Origin of the sequence: Pseudomonas sp. GZD-209, from assembly GCF_049310485.1 — a bacterium.
In the GTDB taxonomy this organism is placed as follows: domain Bacteria; phylum Pseudomonadota; class Gammaproteobacteria; order Pseudomonadales; family Pseudomonadaceae; genus Aquipseudomonas; species Aquipseudomonas sichuanensis.
Genome location: NZ_JBMOWQ010000022.1, coordinates 13348 through 29575 on the forward strand (window position 1 = coordinate 13348; position 16228 = coordinate 29575).

General features: G+C 65.9%; 20 protein-coding genes. 4 read left to right on the top strand and 16 right to left on the bottom strand.

Annotated elements, in window-relative coordinates; genetic code table 11:
* Positions 1–10 precede the first annotated feature (10 nt).
* Positions 11–790, top strand: coding sequence for an aspartate/glutamate racemase family protein (locus ACO6VM_RS03380; RefSeq protein ID WP_422402759.1), 780 nt, complete (start codon positions 11–13; stop codon positions 788–790).
* Here the strand turns inward: ACO6VM_RS03380 and ACO6VM_RS03385 are convergent.
* The 4 genes from ACO6VM_RS03385 to ACO6VM_RS03400 form a co-directional block, all read right to left on the bottom strand.
* Entirely contained in the window at positions 741–1934 is a 1194-nt protein-coding gene (locus tag ACO6VM_RS03385) for a D-amino acid dehydrogenase (protein ID WP_422402760.1), read from the bottom strand. The genes ACO6VM_RS03380 and ACO6VM_RS03385 overlap by 50 nt on opposite strands.
* Before the next feature lie 46 nt (positions 1935–1980).
* A complete protein-coding gene (locus ACO6VM_RS03390; RefSeq protein ID WP_401056827.1) occupies positions 1981–2643 on the bottom strand; it encodes a histidine phosphatase family protein in 663 nt (220 codons plus the stop codon).
* A gap of 209 nt (positions 2644–2852) precedes the next feature.
* Positions 2853–3191: an FKBP-type peptidyl-prolyl cis-trans isomerase gene (locus ACO6VM_RS03395; RefSeq protein WP_125857958.1), complete on the bottom strand. Its 339-nt coding sequence runs from the start codon at positions 3189–3191 to the stop codon at positions 2853–2855.
* Between the two features lie 74 nt (positions 3192–3265).
* Positions 3266–3679 (bottom strand): GFA family protein, encoded by a 414-nt coding sequence (locus ACO6VM_RS03400; protein ID WP_401056826.1) that lies wholly within the window; start codon positions 3677–3679, stop codon positions 3266–3268.
* A 251-nt stretch (positions 3680–3930) separates the two neighbouring features.
* Between ACO6VM_RS03400 and ACO6VM_RS03405 the strand changes: the two genes are divergently transcribed.
* Positions 3931–4797 (top strand): halovibrin HvnC, encoded by an 867-nt coding sequence (locus ACO6VM_RS03405; RefSeq protein ID WP_401056825.1) that lies wholly within the window; start codon positions 3931–3933, stop codon positions 4795–4797.
* Positions 4798–4843: 46 nt separating this feature from the next.
* On the opposite strand, the gene ACO6VM_RS03410 is transcribed toward ACO6VM_RS03405, so the two are convergent.
* The 12 genes from ACO6VM_RS03410 to ccmA all read right to left on the bottom strand — a co-directional run bounded on the left by ACO6VM_RS03410 (position 4844) and on the right by ccmA (position 14083).
* Entirely contained in the window at positions 4844–5632 is a 789-nt protein-coding gene (locus tag ACO6VM_RS03410; RefSeq protein ID WP_401056824.1) for a PhzF family phenazine biosynthesis protein, read from the bottom strand.
* Between the two features lie 50 nt (positions 5633–5682).
* Positions 5683–6621, bottom strand: coding sequence for a 2-hydroxyacid dehydrogenase (locus ACO6VM_RS03415; protein WP_422402761.1), 939 nt, complete (start codon positions 6619–6621; stop codon positions 5683–5685).
* Positions 6622–6761: 140 nt separating this feature from the next.
* Positions 6762–7175 (bottom strand): hypothetical protein, encoded by a 414-nt coding sequence (locus ACO6VM_RS03420; RefSeq protein WP_422402762.1) that lies wholly within the window; start codon positions 7173–7175, stop codon positions 6762–6764.
* A 12-nt stretch (positions 7176–7187) separates the two neighbouring features.
* Positions 7188–8375, bottom strand: a complete 1188-nt coding sequence (gene ccmI / locus ACO6VM_RS03425; RefSeq protein WP_401056822.1) for a c-type cytochrome biogenesis protein CcmI — start codon at positions 8373–8375, stop codon at positions 7188–7190.
* Positions 8368–8844: a cytochrome c-type biogenesis protein gene (locus tag ACO6VM_RS03430; RefSeq protein ID WP_110995287.1), complete on the bottom strand. Its 477-nt coding sequence runs from the start codon at positions 8842–8844 to the stop codon at positions 8368–8370. The genes ccmI and ACO6VM_RS03430 overlap by 8 nt, the downstream gene beginning before the upstream one ends.
* Positions 8841–9377: a DsbE family thiol:disulfide interchange protein gene (locus ACO6VM_RS03435; protein WP_401056821.1), complete on the bottom strand. Its 537-nt coding sequence runs from the start codon at positions 9375–9377 to the stop codon at positions 8841–8843. Before ACO6VM_RS03435 ends, ACO6VM_RS03430 begins: the two co-directional genes overlap by 4 nt.
* Complete coding sequence (locus ACO6VM_RS03440; protein ID WP_401057136.1) at positions 9374–11347, bottom strand: heme lyase CcmF/NrfE family subunit; 1974 nt, start codon at positions 11345–11347, stop codon at positions 9374–9376. Before ACO6VM_RS03440 ends, ACO6VM_RS03435 begins: the two co-directional genes overlap by 4 nt.
* Before the next feature lie 11 nt (positions 11348–11358).
* Positions 11359–11802, bottom strand: coding sequence for a cytochrome c maturation protein CcmE (gene ccmE, locus ACO6VM_RS03445; protein ID WP_110995284.1), 444 nt, complete (start codon positions 11800–11802; stop codon positions 11359–11361).
* Positions 11799–11975 carry a heme exporter protein CcmD gene (ccmD, locus tag ACO6VM_RS03450; protein WP_110995283.1) on the bottom strand — a complete coding sequence of 59 codons (177 nt, stop codon included), beginning with the start codon at positions 11973–11975 and terminating at the stop codon, positions 11799–11801. The genes ccmE and ccmD overlap by 4 nt, the downstream gene beginning before the upstream one ends.
* The gene (locus tag ACO6VM_RS03455) at positions 11972–12739 is read right to left on the bottom strand and encodes a heme ABC transporter permease (protein WP_347149241.1); all 768 of its coding nucleotides are present in this window, start codon (positions 12737–12739) and stop codon (positions 11972–11974) included. Before ACO6VM_RS03455 ends, ccmD begins: the two co-directional genes overlap by 4 nt.
* Positions 12740–12785: 46 nt before the next feature.
* Positions 12786–13454 carry a heme exporter protein CcmB gene (ccmB, locus tag ACO6VM_RS03460; protein WP_110995309.1) on the bottom strand — a complete coding sequence of 223 codons (669 nt, stop codon included), beginning with the start codon at positions 13452–13454 and terminating at the stop codon, positions 12786–12788.
* Entirely contained in the window at positions 13451–14083 is a 633-nt protein-coding gene (gene ccmA / locus ACO6VM_RS03465) for a cytochrome c biogenesis heme-transporting ATPase CcmA (protein ID WP_110995281.1), read from the bottom strand. The genes ccmB and ccmA overlap by 4 nt, the downstream gene beginning before the upstream one ends.
* 199 nt (positions 14084–14282) lie before the next feature.
* On the opposite strand from ccmA, the gene ACO6VM_RS03470 reads away from it, so the two are divergent.
* Positions 14283–15869 carry a flagellar hook-length control protein FliK gene (locus ACO6VM_RS03470; protein ID WP_422402763.1) on the top strand — a complete coding sequence of 529 codons (1587 nt, stop codon included), beginning with the start codon at positions 14283–14285 and terminating at the stop codon, positions 15867–15869.
* Positions 15866–16204: an EscU/YscU/HrcU family type III secretion system export apparatus switch protein gene (locus tag ACO6VM_RS03475; RefSeq protein WP_422402764.1), complete on the top strand. Its 339-nt coding sequence runs from the start codon at positions 15866–15868 to the stop codon at positions 16202–16204. The genes ACO6VM_RS03470 and ACO6VM_RS03475 overlap by 4 nt, the downstream gene beginning before the upstream one ends.
* Positions 16205–16228: the final 24 nt, after the last annotated feature.

Genomic DNA, 16228 nt, shown 5'->3' on the forward strand with positions numbered 1-16228 from the left:
GAGATCCGTCATGCGTATTCTGATCGCCAACGTCAACACCACCGCCGCCATCACCGAGGCCATCGCCGAGCAGGCGCGCAGCGTTGCCGCGCCGGGCACCGAGATCGTCGGCCTGACGCCCTGGTTCGGTGCCGAATCGGTGGAAGGCAATTTCGAGAGTTACCTGGCCGCCATCGCCGTGATGGACCGAGTGCTGGCCTATGACCAGCCCTACGACGCCGTCATCCAGGCCGGCTACGGCGAACATGGCCGCGAAGGCCTGCAGGAGTTGCTCAACGTACCGGTGGTGGACATCACCGACGCCGCCGCCAGCACGGCGATGTACCTGGGCCATGCTTACTCCGTGGTGACGACCCTGGACCGCACCGTGCCGCTGATCGAGGACCGCCTGAAACTGTCGGGCCTGTACGACCGCTGCGCCTCGGTGCGTGCCAGCGGGCTGGCGGTACTGGAGTTGGAGGCCGACCCAAGGCGGGCCGTTGAAGCCATCGTCGAGCAGGCCGAGCGCGCCGTGCAGGAGGACAAGGCCGAGGTGATCTGCCTGGGTTGTGGCGGTATGGCCGGGCTTGACGAAGAAATTCGCCAGCGCACCGGGGTGCCGGTTGTGGATGGCGTGAGTGCCGCGGTGACCATTGCCGAATCGCTGGTGCGCCTGGGTTTGAGCACCTCCAAGGTGCGCACCTATGCCACGCCGCGGGTGAAGAAGGTGGTGGGCTTGCCCCGCGATAGGGCCGGCAAAGTCACCCCATCATCCTGGCCAACCGCTCGCCACTGCCACAGGCCAGGGTGAACCCCAACGCCCCATGCCCCAGGTTCAACCACAGGTTGCGGTACATCGTCGCCCCGATGATCGGCACCCCGGTCGGCGTTGCCGGCCGCATCCCCGCCCACTCCACCGCCTGGCCATAATCGGCCGCCCCGGGCAGCGTCTCCCCCGCCAGACGGCGCATGCTGCGCAGCCTGCCGGCATCCACCGTTTCGTCGTAGCCGACGATGTCCACCATCGCCGCCACCCGCAGTTGCTGGTCCAGCCGCGCGTAGACGATCTTGCGCTCGTAATCGGTCAGGCTCACGTCAGGCGCCCGATGCGCCGCGGTGACGGGTGCGGTCAGGCTGTAACCCTTGAGTGGATAAACCGGCAGGTGCAGGCCGGGCAATGCCAGGCTGGCGCTGCGGTGCCCGGCGCACAACACCAGGCGTTGTACGTCCAACTGGCGATCAGCGAGCGCCAGCGCCACCACCTCGTCCTTGCGCCGGATCAGCCGAGTCACCGCCTGGCCCAGGTACAGCCGGCAGTGCCCCGACGCCTCCAACCGCTCGGCCAGGCGCAGGCAGAAGCGGTGGCAATCGGCGACTTCCTCGTCCGGGGTGAACACACCGCCGATAAAAGGCGCCTCGGCCAACGCCGGGTCGAGCAGGCGCAATTGCCCGGCATCCAGCACCTGCTGATTGAGTGGATCGAGTAGCTGTTCGCGCCCATGGGCAAAGGCCTGCCGGGTGCGAAAGGCGACCAGTTTGCCGTTGCGCCGCCAGGCAAAATCCACCAGGCCGTCCTCCTCGCGCCAACGCGCCAGCGCCGCCTGGCTCTCAAGGGCCAAGCTCAGCAACTGGGCAGCATTGCGGCGATTGACCCCTGTGCGGCAGGCCATGACGAAGGCCGCCAGCCAGCGCCACTGGGCCGGGTCCAGGCGCAGGCGCAAGCGCAAGGGCGAATCGCCCCGCAACAACCAGCCAAGCGCCTGCCAGGGCACCCCGGCATCGGCCAGCGGCGCCACATAGCGGTACGACAGTTGCCCGCCATTGGCGAAACTGGTGGCACTGGCCAGGCTGTCACGGGCTTCGACCAGGTCGACCGAGTACCCCTCGCGCACCAGCGCATAGGCGGTCGCCAGGCCAACCACCCCTCCTCCGATCACTGTCACCCGCTGGCTCATCCGTACATCCCTGTGCATGCGTTCAGCGCAAGACAGTAACAGCAGCTCAGGTCGGGCAGCCAGACGCCCCGTTGTCGAGGCCCTGGCGCACATTACGGCTGAGCAGGCTGGCCTTGCCGTCATGCCAGGTCAGGGTGAGCACATACAGGGTGTCGAAATCGTCACCACTCCAGTCCTGGGTGATCACCCGCTCCTCACCCAGGGCCTTGCCGGCCACGGCATTGATCAGTTCCGGCAGGTAACCATGGGACCAGGCGGTATAGACGGTGGCATTGCGGTACTTGTCGCGCAGCAGTTCCCTGGCCAGGCCATCGGTGTCGTTGGCGCCGTAGTCGATGTTCACCGGCAGGCCCAGGCGAATGGCGCTGGGAGTGATGGTCATCAGTGGGCGGATATAGCTGTAGCTCTGGTCCTGGCTGCCTTCCTCGACATGCCGCGAGGGGTTGGCGGCGAACACGTAGTCGGCCTTGCCGAAACGCTCCGGCAGCAAGGTGGCCAGGTCGATGGCACGATTGAGCCCCTGGCAGTTCAACTGGCCCAAACCTTCGCCAGGCTTTTCGGCGTGGCGCAGGAATACCAGGGTCTGGGTGCCATCCACCGGTTGCGCTCGGCTTTCGACCACATCCATTGCCAGGGGCACGGCCGCAGCAGTGAGCATCAGGCTCAACAGCAGGTGACGACGACGGCGAACGAAGTGGGGCAGTTTCATCTACGGCAGGCTCTTGTGACAGAAGGTATCGAGGCTCGCCACATGGCCTGCCGCTTATGCCGCAGGCGCCCTTGTAGTGGATGCCATCCTTGGCCGCGCGTGAGGGTCAGAGTGCCCTCGCCCCGTTTGGTTCCTCCCTGGGTACAACTGCCGTTCCGTGGCCAGTGACCACGTTAGTAGCGGACTGTTGCCAAATGATGTCCCGTGCCTCAATCGTCCCGGGTCAGCACTTCGAGCAGTTCGATCTCGAAGGTCAGGTCGGAATTCGGCGGGATTGCGCCCACGCTGCGCTCGCCATAGCCAAGATGTGCCGGGACCAGCAGCTTGCGCTTGCCGCCGACGCGCATGCCCATCAGGCCCTGGTCCCAGCCCTTGATCACCCGGCCGGTGCCGATCACGCACTGGAACGGCTTGCCGCGCGTCCAGGACGAATCGAACTCGCTGCCGTCGGCCAGTGTGCCGCGGTACTGGGTAGTGATCAGCGCGCCCTTGACCACGGCCTTGCCGTCGCCTTCCTGTAGATCGATGACTTGCAGCTCACTGCTCATGGCAGGTTCCTCGAAGCGGTTTTTCGTGGCCGCCCTTTTCGCAGGAATGCAGCTGCTTGGCAAGACCGGCTGCTTCAGGATGGGGAGAACTGCTCGAAGATCTGCTGGCCGGTGAGATTCTTGGTCTCGTTGCTGAAGCAGTACCAGGTGGGCTTTTCATCGATGAAGATCTGCTCGGTGAAGGTCCAGTCTTGCTTACCGTCGAACAGGCCTACCGGCACAACGTACATATCGCGCTCCTTCAAGCGGTAGAACAAGTGCGTACCGCACTGACCGCAGAAACCGCGCTGGGCCCATGGCGAGGAGTCGTAGACGCTGGGCGCCGGGCCCTCGATCTGCGGCGGTGCGGCACAGTGCACCGCCAGCAGCGGGCCGCCGGTCCACTTGCGGCACATGCTGCAGTGGCAGGCGCTGATATGGGTGTTGCCGACGGTGGCCTTCAAGCGGGTCGCACCGCACAGACAGGTGCCTTGCTTTTCCATGGACATAACTGAGCATCTCTGCTGGATGAGGCAGCGAGTATAGTCAGAACCCGCACTGATAGCCCGAGAGGGACATGTGCCCATCCCACAACGCGCAGCCTCGCCACCTGGTATTTTTGCCAGTTGTGGTGCTCTGCCCTCCTGCCTTAGTTTCACTCACGCCTAGGCCTCGAAACATGTACCCCGATGCTTGCCGCATCCAACCGGAATGCAGCGGCTATCACTTACGCCTCAGTGGCGAATCGAGGTCACCTGCCATGAAGACCAGGCTCTTTCTATTGGTTGTATTGTTGCTTTCAGGGTGTGCCGGGCAACGCCCCTCCACGATCATCACCAGGGCCGATGGCCCGACGACCGCAGCGGCGCTGACCAGCAGCTATCATGAACGACCGGCAAACTGCGGCAGCGACACCATGCCCGCTTTTCTGTGCTCAGGGGTGATGATTCGCGTCACCACCTACGGTGACGCCTATGAGTCCTGGGACCCCAGCGACAAGGCTCTCGCAAAGGGCAGCGTCTCCTTCTCGTTCCTGCGCAAGGACAACAACTTTGCCAGGTTCGCCTGGGATCGCCCCAATGTGAATGGCCTGATCTTCTATCCCGTCCTGGACACGCCTGCGGGTCTTGAACGCATACAAGTGCTGTGCTTTTTCCCCATGGACGGTTGGACCGACGGCCGTACGACGGATCAAGGTTGTGGTGCTTACCCAGGCGTTGCCAATACCGACAAATGCCATCGCCTGAATATCACAATGGCGGAGCAGTGGAACGCAGCCTATCCGCCAGGTACAGGCGGCTACGCTATCTGTGGTTGGGATGTTCGTGATGAACTGAACCAATATGCGGGGCCCAATTTCTATCAAGGCATGCGCTCCAAATGGAGAGACTCGGGCTACTTCAGCGAATGGAACGAACTGCTATTGAAAGTCTGGGACCGCAATCTCGATGGGCGCCTGCCGCTGCAGGCATTCTTCTATAACAACTCCACTGCCTTGATCGATGCCAAAAAAGACAGGGCAAAATTCCTGAGCAAGACCGGTATCAGTATCCCGCTCATCAAAGTCACACTACCGACAACACCCACTGGCGATGCCACTTTCCAATATATCGCCGGCGATCAATAACCCAACCCTCGATGGGCCTGCTTCAAGCCGCAGCAGGCCCGCATGTTCAGATATGAATCGAGCCGCGAAGATACAGCGCCCCAGATCCAAGAATGATCACCCGACCATTACCCGAAACTTCACAGGACAGCTGCCCTTTGCGAGCACCGCCCTGTTCGCAACTGAGCACTGGCTTGCCCAGTCGACCTGCCCACAACGGCGCCAGCGAGGTATGGGCGGAGCCTGTGACCGGGTCCTCGTTGACCCCGACCCGAGGGCCGAACCAGCGGGTAACGAAGTCGAAGCCGCGGCCCGGCGCGGTCACTGCGATGCCACGTACATCGAAAGCCGACAGTGCAACGAAGTCGGGCTTGAGCGCGTCGAGCAGCGATGCGTCGTCGATCATCACCACATAGTCGTCCGAGCGATACACGGCCCTCGCGGCACCCAGGCCCAATGCCGCCAACAAGCCTTCGGGCATATCCACTGCAACCGGCTGCTTGGCCGGGAAATCCATGGCCAGCCGGCCATCGGCAGCACGGCTGACCCGCAACTCACCGCTACGGGTGCTGAACCGCAGCACCTCGGCTTGCTCGCCCAGTTGCTCGAACAGCACCCAGGCCGCCGCCAGCGTCGCATGACCACACAGGTCGACTTCCACGGTCGGCGTGAACCAGCGCAAGTCGAACACTTCGCCATTGCGTACGAAATAGGCGGTTTCCGACAGATTGTTCTCTTCGGCGATGCGTTGCAGCAGGTCGTCCGGCAACCACTGCTCCAGCGGAATCACCGCCGCGGGGTTGCCGCCGAAAGGCACGGCAGAAAACGCATCGACCTGGAAGATCTCGAGTTGCATGCAAAACTCCTCAAGCCCGGCAGAGTGCCAGGCAAACATCGGGAAAAGGTTCAGCCGCGAACGGGCGTGAGTACCGGCTGGCCGGCGAAGAACGCTTCCAGGTTGCGCAGCACCAGGGTCACGGTGTCACGGGCCGCTTGCGGTGACTGGCCGGCGACATGCGGGGTGAGTACGGTGTTGCCCAGCGCCTTGAGCGCATCGGGCACGGCAGGCTCGTCATCGAACACATCCAGCGCGGCGCCGGCGATCGCGCCCTGCTGCAAGGCAGCGACCAACGCCTGGGTGTCCACCACGCTGGCACGGGCGATGTTGACCAGATAGCCCTCGGCGCCCAAGGCTTCGAGCACCTGGCCATCCACCAGATGGCGAGTGCCGTTGCCGCCCGGAGTGGCCACCACGAGGATGTCCACCGCGGCGGCCAGGTGCAGCGGGCTGTCGTACCAGGCGTAGGGCACATCGGTGCGCGGGGTGCGGCTGTGGTAGCTGACGTTCATGTCGAAGCCCAGGGCGGCGCGCCGGGCGATGGCCTGGCCGACCGCGCCAAGGCCGATGATGCCCAGGCGCTTGCCACTCACCGATGGGCTGATCACCCGGTTCCATTCACCGCGACGGGTGCTGGCGTCAGCACGCGGGATGTCGCGCAACAGCGCCAGCAGCAGGGCCAGGGTATGGTCAGCGACCGCGCCGGCATTGGCCCCGGCGCCATTGGTGACGGTGATGCCACGGGCGGCAGCGGCGGCCAGGTCGACCTGCTCGTAGCCAGCGCCGATCACGCAGATGATCTGCAGCTTCACCAGCTGTTGGATTTCAGCGCCGGTCAGGCCCAGTGGGCCACGGGTGAGCACAGCATCGATTTCGCCAGCGTGCCGGGCAATGGCATCGGCGCGCAGCTGCGGCGAGGGCGCGCGGATCAGGCGGTAACCGGCCTGCTCCAGCAGGGGTAGGTAGTCATCGACGGTTTCCACCAGCACCAGGACTGTCTTGCTCATGCCACCCTCCCTTTGAATGTGAAGGGGGAGTATGCCAGTTGTTGACGCTGGCGGCCCTATCGCGGGGCAAGCCCGCTCCCACGTTGTACAGCGTGGGAGCGGGCTTGCCCCGCGATAGGGCCGCGATCAGACCACGGCAGTTATTGCCCGAACGCCCTGCCCAGGCCACCCGGTACACCACTGCTGTCGGTGTCCTGCCACGGGCCGTTGGGGCTCAGCGACCAGCTCCAGCCGCTGTTCCAGCGGTAATAGGTGCGCTGGCGGTAGAAGGTGTTGGGCTGCTTTTCCAGCACATAGACACCCAGTTTCGGGTCCCAGTGGCTGGCGCCGCCGGGTGGCGGGGCAAAACTGGCGGAGGTGCGCGGCATTGGCTTGGGCGTCGCTGCCGGCCCACCGGGCTTGCTGCCCGGCAGCGGCTTGACCGCCGGCCCCTGGTGCGGCGGCGGTGTGGTCTGGATCGGCGGCAGCGGCTCGCGCTCGCCTGGCTGATGCACCGTACACGCGGAAAGACCCAGGGCCAGGGTAATCAGGGTCAGGCGGACGGTGCTGTTCATGGCGCTGCTCTCTTATGAATCGGGGCTGTCGATGGTCAGGTGCTGGGTGGCCTGGGTGCCGCTGGCCAGCGGGGCGCTCTGGCCTTTCCACTCACCGTGGGTCGGCTGGCCTGCACGGGAGACACGGGCAACCAGTTGGACTTCAGCGTAGTCCGACAGTTTCATCTGCGGCATCATCGCGTCGGCGTCCGACAGCTCCACCTCGATCGGCAACTGCGCCACGGTCACCCGCTTGGCCGCCAGCGGCATGGGCGGGCCATTGCTGGCGCGGGCGAAGATGAACACGGTGTCGTCCGGGCGGACCTTGTCCTTGAGCGCGGCGGCCAGCTCTACCCGTACTTTCAGACGTGCGCTTTGCTCGACCTTGGCGCCGCCGGCCTTGAGCTTGTCTGCGGCGCGGTCGATGCCGCCCTGCAGCGCGGCACGCGAGGCATCGCCCTCGGGCAGCTGCGCCAGCAGTCGCTGCCAGAAGCCGATGGCTTCCTGGTAACGCTGCCCCTCGAACGCGGCAATACCGCGCAGGCCGAGGCTGGTGACCTCCTGCGGGTCGGCCTTCAAGGCCTCCTCGGTCAGCGCTTGCAGTTGCGGGCTCCACTGCTTGTCGGCGGCGAAGTACAGCGCCTGGGCCCATTGCCCGAGCAGTTCCGGCTGGCGCCCGGCCAGGGACACTGCGCGCTCGAACGCCTTGGCGGCATCCGCCGGGCGCTGATCGGCCATATAGGTGCGGCCCAGGATGTACAGGGCTTCGGCCGAGTCCGGCTGGGCCTGTACCGCCCGTTCCAGGCGCGAGGTCATTTCCTGCATGGATTGCGGCGCCTTGGCGAACTCCTGGGTCAGCTCGACCTTGTCGGCGGCGCCGAAGTGCAGGTACAGCCCCAGCGCCATGGCGGGCACCAGCACCGCCGCCAGCAGCGGGATGGCCTTGCCCAGGTGGCCCTGGCGGGCGGCGCCGTCGCGCTCGGTGTCGGCCAGCAGCTCGCGGGCCGCTTCGTCGCGGCCCTTGGCCAGTTGTTCGGCGTCGAGCACCCCGGCCTGCTGCTGGGCAGCCAGCTCGGCGACGCGTTCTTCGAACAGCGCCACGTTGAGTGCGGTACGGTCCTGCTCGGCCTGCTGGCGACGGCGGCCACGCAGGATCGGGAGCAGCAGAAATGCCAGGGCGGCGAGCAGCAGCAGGCCCGCGCTAAGCCAGAATTCAGTCATGGGTACGGTCTTTTTCCAGCAGTTTGGCGAGACGCTCGCGTTCGTCGGCAGACAATTCGGCGGGGCCGGCCGCGGCCTGGCCACGGCGGCGGCGCACGATCAGCGCCAGCACCACGAAACCGCCGGCCAGCAGAATGCCTGGGCCGAACCAGAGCAGGAAGGTGCGGCCACTGAGCGCCGGCTTGTAGCGCACGAAGTCGCCATAGCGATCGACCATGAAGTCGACGATCTGCTGATTGCTCTTGTTCTCGCCCAGCATGCGGAAGATCTCGCGGCGCAGGTCGGCGGCGATCGGCGCGTTGGAGTCGGCGATGTCCTGGTTCTGGCACTTGGGGCAGCGCAGTTCCTTGGTCAGCTGCTGGTAGCGCTCACGCTCGGCTTCGTCGCGAAACTGGTAGGTGTCGATGGCCGCCCTGGCGGCGCCGGCCAGGCTCAAACCCAGCACGGCGGCGGCTAACCAGCGCTTCATGGCCTGGCCTCATCGACCAGGCCCTGGTACAGCGGCGCCAGCTGCTCGCGCCACACCGTGGCATCGACCACACCGACGTGCTTGTAGCGGATGATGCCATTGGCATCGACCAGGAAGGTTTCCGGCGCGCCGTACACGCCCAGGTCCAGGCCCAGCGAGCCTTGCGGGTCGGCGATATTGAACTGGTAGGGGTTGTGGAACTCGGCCAGCCATTTCAACGCGGCGGCGTTGTCGTCCTTGTAGTTGACCCCGTGGATCACCACACCCTGCTCGGCCAGCTGGTTGAGGTAGGGGTGCTCGACCTTGCACGACGGGCACCAGGTGCCCCACACGTTGACCAGCGCCGGACGGCCGAGCAGGTCGGCCTGGGTCAGCGTGCGGTCGCCCTGCACGGTGCCCAGCGAGAAGGCCGGGAACGGCTTGCCGATCATCGCCGAGGGCAGCTCGTCGGGCTTGAGGAACAGCCCTTTGTAAAGAAACACCGCCACCAGCAGGAACACCGCCAGTGGCACCACCATGACCCAACGCTTCATGCAGTCGCTCCAGACACGCCCAGGGCCTCACGCACCCGGGTCTTGACCTTGACGCGGTAGCGTCGGTCGAAGGCCGCCAGCAAGCCGCCCAGGCCGGTCAGCAGACCGCCCAGCCAGATCCAGCGGACATAGGGTTTGATATGCACCCGCACTGCCCAGGCGCCGTTTTCCAGCGGTTCGCCCAGGGCGACATACAGGTCGCGGGTAAAGCCGGCATCGATGCCCGCCTCGGTCATCATCGACTGCTGCACGGTGTACAGGCGTTTTTCCGGGTGCAGTACCGAGACTTCACGGCCCTCGCGGGAAACCCGCACGGTGCCCTTGTCGGAGATGAAGTTCGGGCCCTCGAAGTGCTTGGCGCCTTCGAACAGGAAGTGGTAGCCGCCCAGCTCGACCGTCTCGCCCGGCGCCATGCGCAGGTCGCGCTCGGCGCTGTTGTTGCTGGACAGCACCACGCCCAGGGCGCACACCACCAGGCCGAGGTGGGCCAGCTGCATGCCCCAGTAGCTGCGACCAAGCCCGCCAAGGCCTTTGAACAGGCCCTTGTGGCGGGTCTTGTCGAGAATGTCGCGTACGCCGCTCAGGACCACCCAGGCAGCCAGGGCGAATACGCTCAGGGCCGGCCAGTCGAAATCATCGACCAGCAACCCGGCGAGCGGCGCCAGCACGGCGCTGCCGATCAGCACCGGGGTCATCATGCTGGCCAGCCATTTGCCGGGGGTGTCCTTCCAGCGCACCACCACACCCACGCCCAGCACCAGCATCAGCAGCGCCATCAGCGGCAGGAACAGGGCGTCGAAATAAGGCGGGCCGACCGACAGCTTGGCCCCGGTCAGGGCATCGAGCACCAGCGGGTAGAGAGTGCCGAGCAGGATCATCGAGGCCGCCACCACCAGGACCAGGTTGTTGGCCAGCAGCAGGGTTTCCCGCGACCACAGGGCAAAGCCGACCTGGCTCTTGACCACGGGTGCGCGCAGGGCGAACAAGGTCAGCGAGCCACCGACCACGAACAGCAGGAAGATCAGGATGAAGATGCCGCGCGACGGGTCGGCGGCGAACGCGTGCACCGAAGTCAGCACGCCGGAACGCACCAGGAAGGTGCCCAGCAGGCTCAGCGAGAACGCAGCGATGGCCAGCAGCACGGTCCAGCTCTTGAACACGCCGCGCTTTTCGGTGACCGCCAGCGAATGGATCAGCGCCGTGCCCACCAGCCAGGGCATGAACGAGGCGTTTTCCACCGGGTCCCAGAACCACCAGCCGCCCCATCCCAGTTCGTAGTAGGCCCACCACGAGCCGAGGGTGATGCCCACCCCGAGGAAGGCCCAGGCGACGATGGTCCAGGGCCGCGACCAGCGCGCCCAGGCAGCGTCAAGGCGCCCGCCGAGCAGCGCGGCGATGGCGAAGGCGAAGGCCACCGAGAAGCCCACGTAGCCCATGTACAGCATCGGCGGGTGGACGATCAGGCCGAAGTCCTGCAGCAGCGGGTTGAGGTCGCGACCGTCGCCTGGCACCTGCGGCAACAGGCGCGAGAACGGGTTGGACGTGATGATCAAAAAGCTCAGGAAGCCGACGCTGATCATGCCCATCACCGCCAGCACCCGGGCCAGCATCACCTGCGGCAGTTGGCGCGAGAAGATCGACACGGCGAAGGTCCAGCCACCGAGGATCATCGCCCACAGCAGCAGCGAGCCCTCGTGGGCGCCCCATACGGCGCTGAACTTGTAGTACCAGGGCAAGGCGCTGTTGGAGTTGCTGGCCACATAGGCGACCGAGAAGTTGTCGGTCATGAAGGCGTGGGTCAGGCAGGCGAAGGCAAAGGCGAGGAAGGCAAACTGCCCCCAGGCCGCCGGGCGCGCCAGGCTCATCCACAGGCTGTCGCCGCGCCAGGCGCCAAGCAACGGCACCGTGGCCTGCACGACCGCGAAGCAGATCGCCAGGATCATCGCCAACTGGCCGAGTTCGGGGATCACCAGGGCCGCGTTCATGGCTTGGCCTCCGCCTGGCCGCTTTCTTTCAGGGCCTTGCTGACTTCCGGCGGCATGTATTTCTCGTCGTGCTTGGCCAGCACTTCGTCAGCCACCACCACGCCGTCGGCGTTGAGCTTGCCCAGCGCGACGATGCCCTGCCCTTCGCGGAACAGGTCGGGGAGGATGCCGCGGTAGGTGATCGGCACGGACTTGGCGTAGTCGGTGACCACGAAGCGCACGTCCAGCGAGTCTGCCGAACGCTGCACCGAGCCCTTCTCGACCATGCCGCCGGCGCGGATGCGGGTGTCCAGCGGCGCTTCGCCGTTGGCGATCTGCGTGGGGGTATAGAACAGGTTGATGTTCTGCTGCAGGGCACTCAGGGCAAAGCCCACGGCCACGCCGACACCGGCCAGCAGGCCGAGGATGATGAACAGGCGTTTCTTGCGCTGCGGATTCACGGTTTGCTCTCCCGGCGCAGACGGCGCGCCTCTTCTTGCAGGTAGCGACGGCGGGCCAGCAGGGGCGCGGCGACATTCAGCGCCAGCACCGCCAGGCAGATGCCGTAGGCCGACCAGACGTACAGGCCATGGTGGCCCATGGCGAGGAAATCATTGAACGAGGCGAAGCTCATCGTGCTGCCTCCCGGCCCAGGCTGTTCATTACCTCTTCCTTGACCCAACTGGCGCGGGCTTCGCGCTTGAGCACTTCAAGGCGCATGCGCAGCAACAGCACCACGCCGAAGAAGCAGTAGAAACCCAGCGCCGTGAGCAGCAACGGCAGCCACATCTCCACCGGCATCGCCGGTTTTTCGGTGAGGGTGAAGGTGGCGCCCTGGTGCAGGGTGTTCCACCACTCCACCGAGTACTTGATGATCGGGATGTTGATCACGCCGACGATGGCCAGCACCGCGCAGGCCTTGGCCGCGCTGTCGCGGTTACTGATGGCCTGGCCCAGGGCGATGATGCCGAAGTACAGGAACAGCAGGATCAGCATCGAGGTCAGGCGCGCGTCCCACACCCACCAGCTGCCCCAGGTCGGCTTGCCCCAGATGGCGCCGGTAACCAGCGCCACTGCGGTCATCCAGGCGCCGATGGGCGCTGCGCATTGCAGGGCGACGTCGGCCAGTTTCATCTTCCACACCAGCCCCACCACCCCGGCCACCGCCAGCATCACGTAGCAGGACTGCGCCAGCATCGCTGCCGGCACGTGGATATAGATGATGCGGAAACTGTTGCCCTGCTGGTAGTCCTGAGGGGCGAAGGCCAGGCCCCAGGTGATGCCCACCAGCAGCAGCAAGATGGCGGAAACGGTCAGCCACGGCAGCATGCGGCCGCTGATGGCATAGAACCATTTGGGGGAACCCAGCTTGTGGAACCACGTCCAGCTTATTTTCATCAGGGTACATCCAGGGTGTTGGCCAGGCTGCAATGCCCGGAACTCGTTATTCGCCGACGCTGATCTTCAGGCCGGCGGCGATCGCAAAGGGTGCCAGTGTCACCGCCAGGGCCGTCAGGCTGGCGAGCCAGAGCAGGTGGCCGGTGGCCGGCATATTCTGCAACGCCGCCTGCAACGCACCACTGCCCAGGATCAATACAGGGATATACAACGGCAGAATCAGCAACGCCAGCAGCAAACCGCCGCGCTTGAGACCGACCGTCAGCGCCGCCCCCACCGCGCCCAGCAGGCTCAGTACCGGCGTGCCCAGCAACAGCGAAGCGAGCAGTACCGGCAGGCAACTGGCCGGCAAGCCGAGCATCAGCGCCAACAGTGGCGCCAACAATACCAGCGCCAGGCCGGAAAAGATCCAGTGCGCCAGGACCTTGGCCAGCACCAGCAGCGCCAGTGGGTGCGGCGACAGCACCCACTGCTCCAGCGAGCCGTCCTCGAAGTCGCTGCGAAACAGCCCGTCCAGCGACAGCAACACCGCCAGCAACGCCGCGACCCAGACCAGTCCCGGCGACAAGGTTTGCAACAATTGCGTCTCGGGGCCCACCGCCAGGGGGAACAGCGCGACCACTATGGCAAAGAACACCAGCGGGTTGGCCAGCTCCGCCGGACGGCGGAACAACAGGCGCGCTTCGCGGCGCAACAGCAGAAGGAATACGCTCATGCCGCCCATTGCCCCAGGTTCAGTTCACGGTAACCGGCAGGCGTGTGCGCGAGAGTGTGGTGGGTGGTCAGCACCACCGTGCCGCCCTGTTCGCAGTGCGCCGCCAGGTGCGCCTCGAGCTGGGCGACGCCCTGCTTGTCGAGGGCGGTGAACGGTTCGTCGAGAATCCACAGCGGCGGGCTGTCCAGGTACAACCGCGCCAGCGCCACGCGCCGTTGCTGGCCGGCTGACAGGGTATGGCACGGCACGTCCTCGAAACCGCGCAGGCCGACGGCCTCCAGCGCGCGCCAGATGGCTTCGCGGCCTGCCGGCTGGTGCAGCGCGCAGAGCCAGGCGAGGTTCTCTTCGGCGGTGAGCAAGTCCTTGATGCCGGCGGCGTGCCCGATCCAGATGAGGATGCTGGCCAGGGCGTGGCGCTGCTCGGCCAATGGCTGGCCGCCGAGCAGGATCTGCCCGGCGGTGGGCTGCATCAGCCCGGCCAGCAGGCGCAACAGGCTGGTCTTGCCGCTGCCGTTTGGGCCGGCGATCTGCAGCATGTCGCCAGGGCGCAGTTCGAAGTCCAGGTGCTCGAACAGCAGTCGCCAGTCGCGCTCGCAGGCCAGGCCTGCGGCTTGGAGGTGAAGGGTCACGGTTTCGCCTTATTCAGATTGGCTCATGATCTGCGCCGCGCGCTTCGCGGGTTCACCCGCGAAGCAGACGACGCGGGTCTTAAACCCTGTGTCTCAAGTCGCCCCCTGCCCTGCCGTTATACTGGCAGGCGGGCGGCCGGCATTATTACACGCGCTGCCCCGCTGCCAAGAGGGCGGGTTCGACAGGTTGTATACAATCATGACTGAAATCAATAGTCTCGGCGCACAAACTGCGCCAAGCCCCCAGGCGACCAGGGCCGCCATGACCGGTGAACTGCTGCGCCTGCTGCAAGCGCAGCCCGAGCTGCTGGCACCGGGCGAGACGGCGCGCGCCGAAGTCATGTCGCTGCGCCAGGTCGGCCAGGAGTTCCAGCTGCTGCTGCGCTTGACCCAGACCAACGGCACCCAGACCCAGCTGCAGGCCAGCGCCAGCCAGCCACTGCCCCAGGGCAGCCTGATCACCGTCAGCCAAACCGACAGCAACCGCCTCGCGGTGCTGGTGCAGCAGGCCAACGCCAGCAATATCGCCACCCTCACCCGCCTCGACACCCGCCAGGTGCCGGTCGGCACCTTGCTGCAAGGCAAAGTGCTGACCAGCCAGGCCTTGCCGCACCCCCCCGGAGAAGTAGCCAGCTTCCGTTCGCTGGTGAGCCTGCTCAACAGCAGCCAGGCCGGAGCCACCCTGACCATCGACAGCCCGCGCCCATTACCGGTTGGCAGCCTGCTCAGCGCCCTGGTGCAAGGCGACCAGTCGCTGCGTTTCGTGCCCCTGAGTGGCCGCCAGGATCAACTGGCGATCGCCCAGCACCTGGTCACCCAGCAAGGGCAGCAGGCCTCACTGCCGGGGGTGCTCAGCGGCCTGCAGCAGATCGCCCGCTCGCCAGACGCCGGTGTCGAACTGCGCGCCAGCGCCGAGCGCCTGCTGGCCAGCCTGCCGGACGCCCGCCAACTGAGCGAGCCGAAGAACCTCGCCCAGGCGCTGAACAACAGCGGTGCGTTCCTGGAAACCAAGCTGCTCGGCGGGCTTGCCAGCGGCGTGGCACCCGACCTCAAGGCACAGCTGGTGCGCCTGATCGCCCAGTTGCCGCCGCCACCGGCCAGCTCGACACTCAGCTCGACTCTCAGCCCTCTGCTGACCAACGCCTCCCTGGCCCAGGCGCTGCCTGGCTTTGCCCGCAGCGCACTGGGCATGCTCGGCCAGGTCAGCCCACGCCCACAGTCGGGGCCCTTCCCGCTGCCCACACGCCTGCTGCAGAAGCTGGAGCAAGAAGGCGACCTGCAGCAACTGCTGCGCCTGGCCGCCGGCGCCGTGTCGCGCCTGCAGAGCCATGCGCTGTCCAGCCTGCAGCAGTCCGGCCAACTGGAAAACGGCAACCAGCAGACCACCTGGCAGACTGAAATCCCCGTCCGCCACGGCCAGGAATTCATCCCCCTGCAGGTCAAGCTGCAACGCGAGGAAACCCCGCAGCAGCAAGCCGACCGTGAACGCGAACAGCACGAACAGCGTGATCCGCTGGCCGCACTATGGCGCATCGAGCTGGCCTTCGATCTGGCCCCTCTTGGCCCCTTGCAAGTCCAGGCTCAACTGTCCCAGGGACGCCTGTCGGGCCAGCTCTGGGCCGAGCAGGAGCGCACGGCACGGCTGATCGACAGCCAGCTCGGCGCCCTGCGCGACCGCCTGCTGGCCCGCGGCCTGGATGTCGGCGACCTGGAATGCCACCCCGGCACGCCACCGCAAGGCCCACGCACACGCCTGGAACAACGTTGGGTGGACGAGAACGCATGAAGCAGCAACCACCGCGCCAGGCCATTGCCCTGAGCTACGACGGCCAGCAGGCCCCCACCCTGAGTGCCAAGGGCGACGACGAACTGGCCGAAGCCATCCTCGCGCTTGCCCGCGAGCATGAAGTGCCGATCTACGAGAATGCCGAGCTGGTACGCCTGCTGGCGCGCCTGGAACTGGGCGAGCAGATCCCAGAGGCGCTGTACCTGACCATCGCCGAGATCATCGCCTTTGCCTGGCAGCTGCGCGGCAAGGTGCCGGTCAACTTCGACGACACCCCGCCAGGCGAACGGGACATCACCCCGTCCGTACTGGCCCTGCCCGAACCGCGACGATAACTATGTAGGGCCCGCGCACGACCG

Excerpts from the sequence above, each read along its gene's own strand:
- ACO6VM_RS03405 (WP_401056825.1), top strand. The coding sequence starts at position 3,931 with ATGAAGACCAGGCTCTTTCTATTGGTTGTATTGTTGCTTTCAGGGTGT.
- ACO6VM_RS03415 (WP_422402761.1), bottom strand. The coding sequence starts at position 6,621 with ATGAGCAAGACAGTCCTGGTGCTGGTGGAAACCGTCGATGACTACCTA.
- ACO6VM_RS03420 (WP_422402762.1), bottom strand. The coding sequence starts at position 7,175 with ATGAACAGCACCGTCCGCCTGACCCTGATTACCCTGGCCCTGGGTCTT.
- ACO6VM_RS03380 (WP_422402759.1), top strand. The coding sequence starts at position 11 with ATGCGTATTCTGATCGCCAACGTCAACACCACCGCCGCCATCACCGAG.
- ACO6VM_RS03475 (WP_422402764.1), top strand. The coding sequence starts at position 15,866 with ATGAAGCAGCAACCACCGCGCCAGGCCATTGCCCTGAGCTACGACGGC.
- ccmD (WP_110995283.1), bottom strand. The coding sequence starts at position 11,975 with ATGAGCTTCGCCTCGTTCAATGATTTCCTCGCCATGGGCCACCATGGC.
- ACO6VM_RS03390 (WP_401056827.1), bottom strand. The coding sequence starts at position 2,643 with ATGAAACTGCCCCACTTCGTTCGCCGTCGTCGTCACCTGCTGTTGAGC.
- ACO6VM_RS03410 (WP_401056824.1), bottom strand. The coding sequence starts at position 5,632 with ATGCAACTCGAGATCTTCCAGGTCGATGCGTTTTCTGCCGTGCCTTTC.
- ACO6VM_RS03455 (WP_347149241.1), bottom strand. The coding sequence starts at position 12,739 with ATGAAAATAAGCTGGACGTGGTTCCACAAGCTGGGTTCCCCCAAATGG.
- ACO6VM_RS03395 (WP_125857958.1), bottom strand. The coding sequence starts at position 3,191 with ATGAGCAGTGAGCTGCAAGTCATCGATCTACAGGAAGGCGACGGCAAG.
- ccmB (WP_110995309.1), bottom strand. The coding sequence starts at position 13,454 with ATGAGCGTATTCCTTCTGCTGTTGCGCCGCGAAGCGCGCCTGTTGTTC.
- ACO6VM_RS03435 (WP_401056821.1), bottom strand. The coding sequence starts at position 9,377 with ATGAAGCGTTGGGTCATGGTGGTGCCACTGGCGGTGTTCCTGCTGGTG.
- ccmI (WP_401056822.1), bottom strand. The coding sequence starts at position 8,375 with ATGACTGAATTCTGGCTTAGCGCGGGCCTGCTGCTGCTCGCCGCCCTG.
- ACO6VM_RS03400 (WP_401056826.1), bottom strand. The coding sequence starts at position 3,679 with ATGTCCATGGAAAAGCAAGGCACCTGTCTGTGCGGTGCGACCCGCTTG.
- ACO6VM_RS03470 (WP_422402763.1), top strand. The coding sequence starts at position 14,283 with ATGACTGAAATCAATAGTCTCGGCGCACAAACTGCGCCAAGCCCCCAG.
- ACO6VM_RS03385 (WP_422402760.1), bottom strand. The coding sequence starts at position 1,934 with ATGAGCCAGCGGGTGACAGTGATCGGAGGAGGGGTGGTTGGCCTGGCG.
- ACO6VM_RS03430 (WP_110995287.1), bottom strand. The coding sequence starts at position 8,844 with ATGAAGCGCTGGTTAGCCGCCGCCGTGCTGGGTTTGAGCCTGGCCGGC.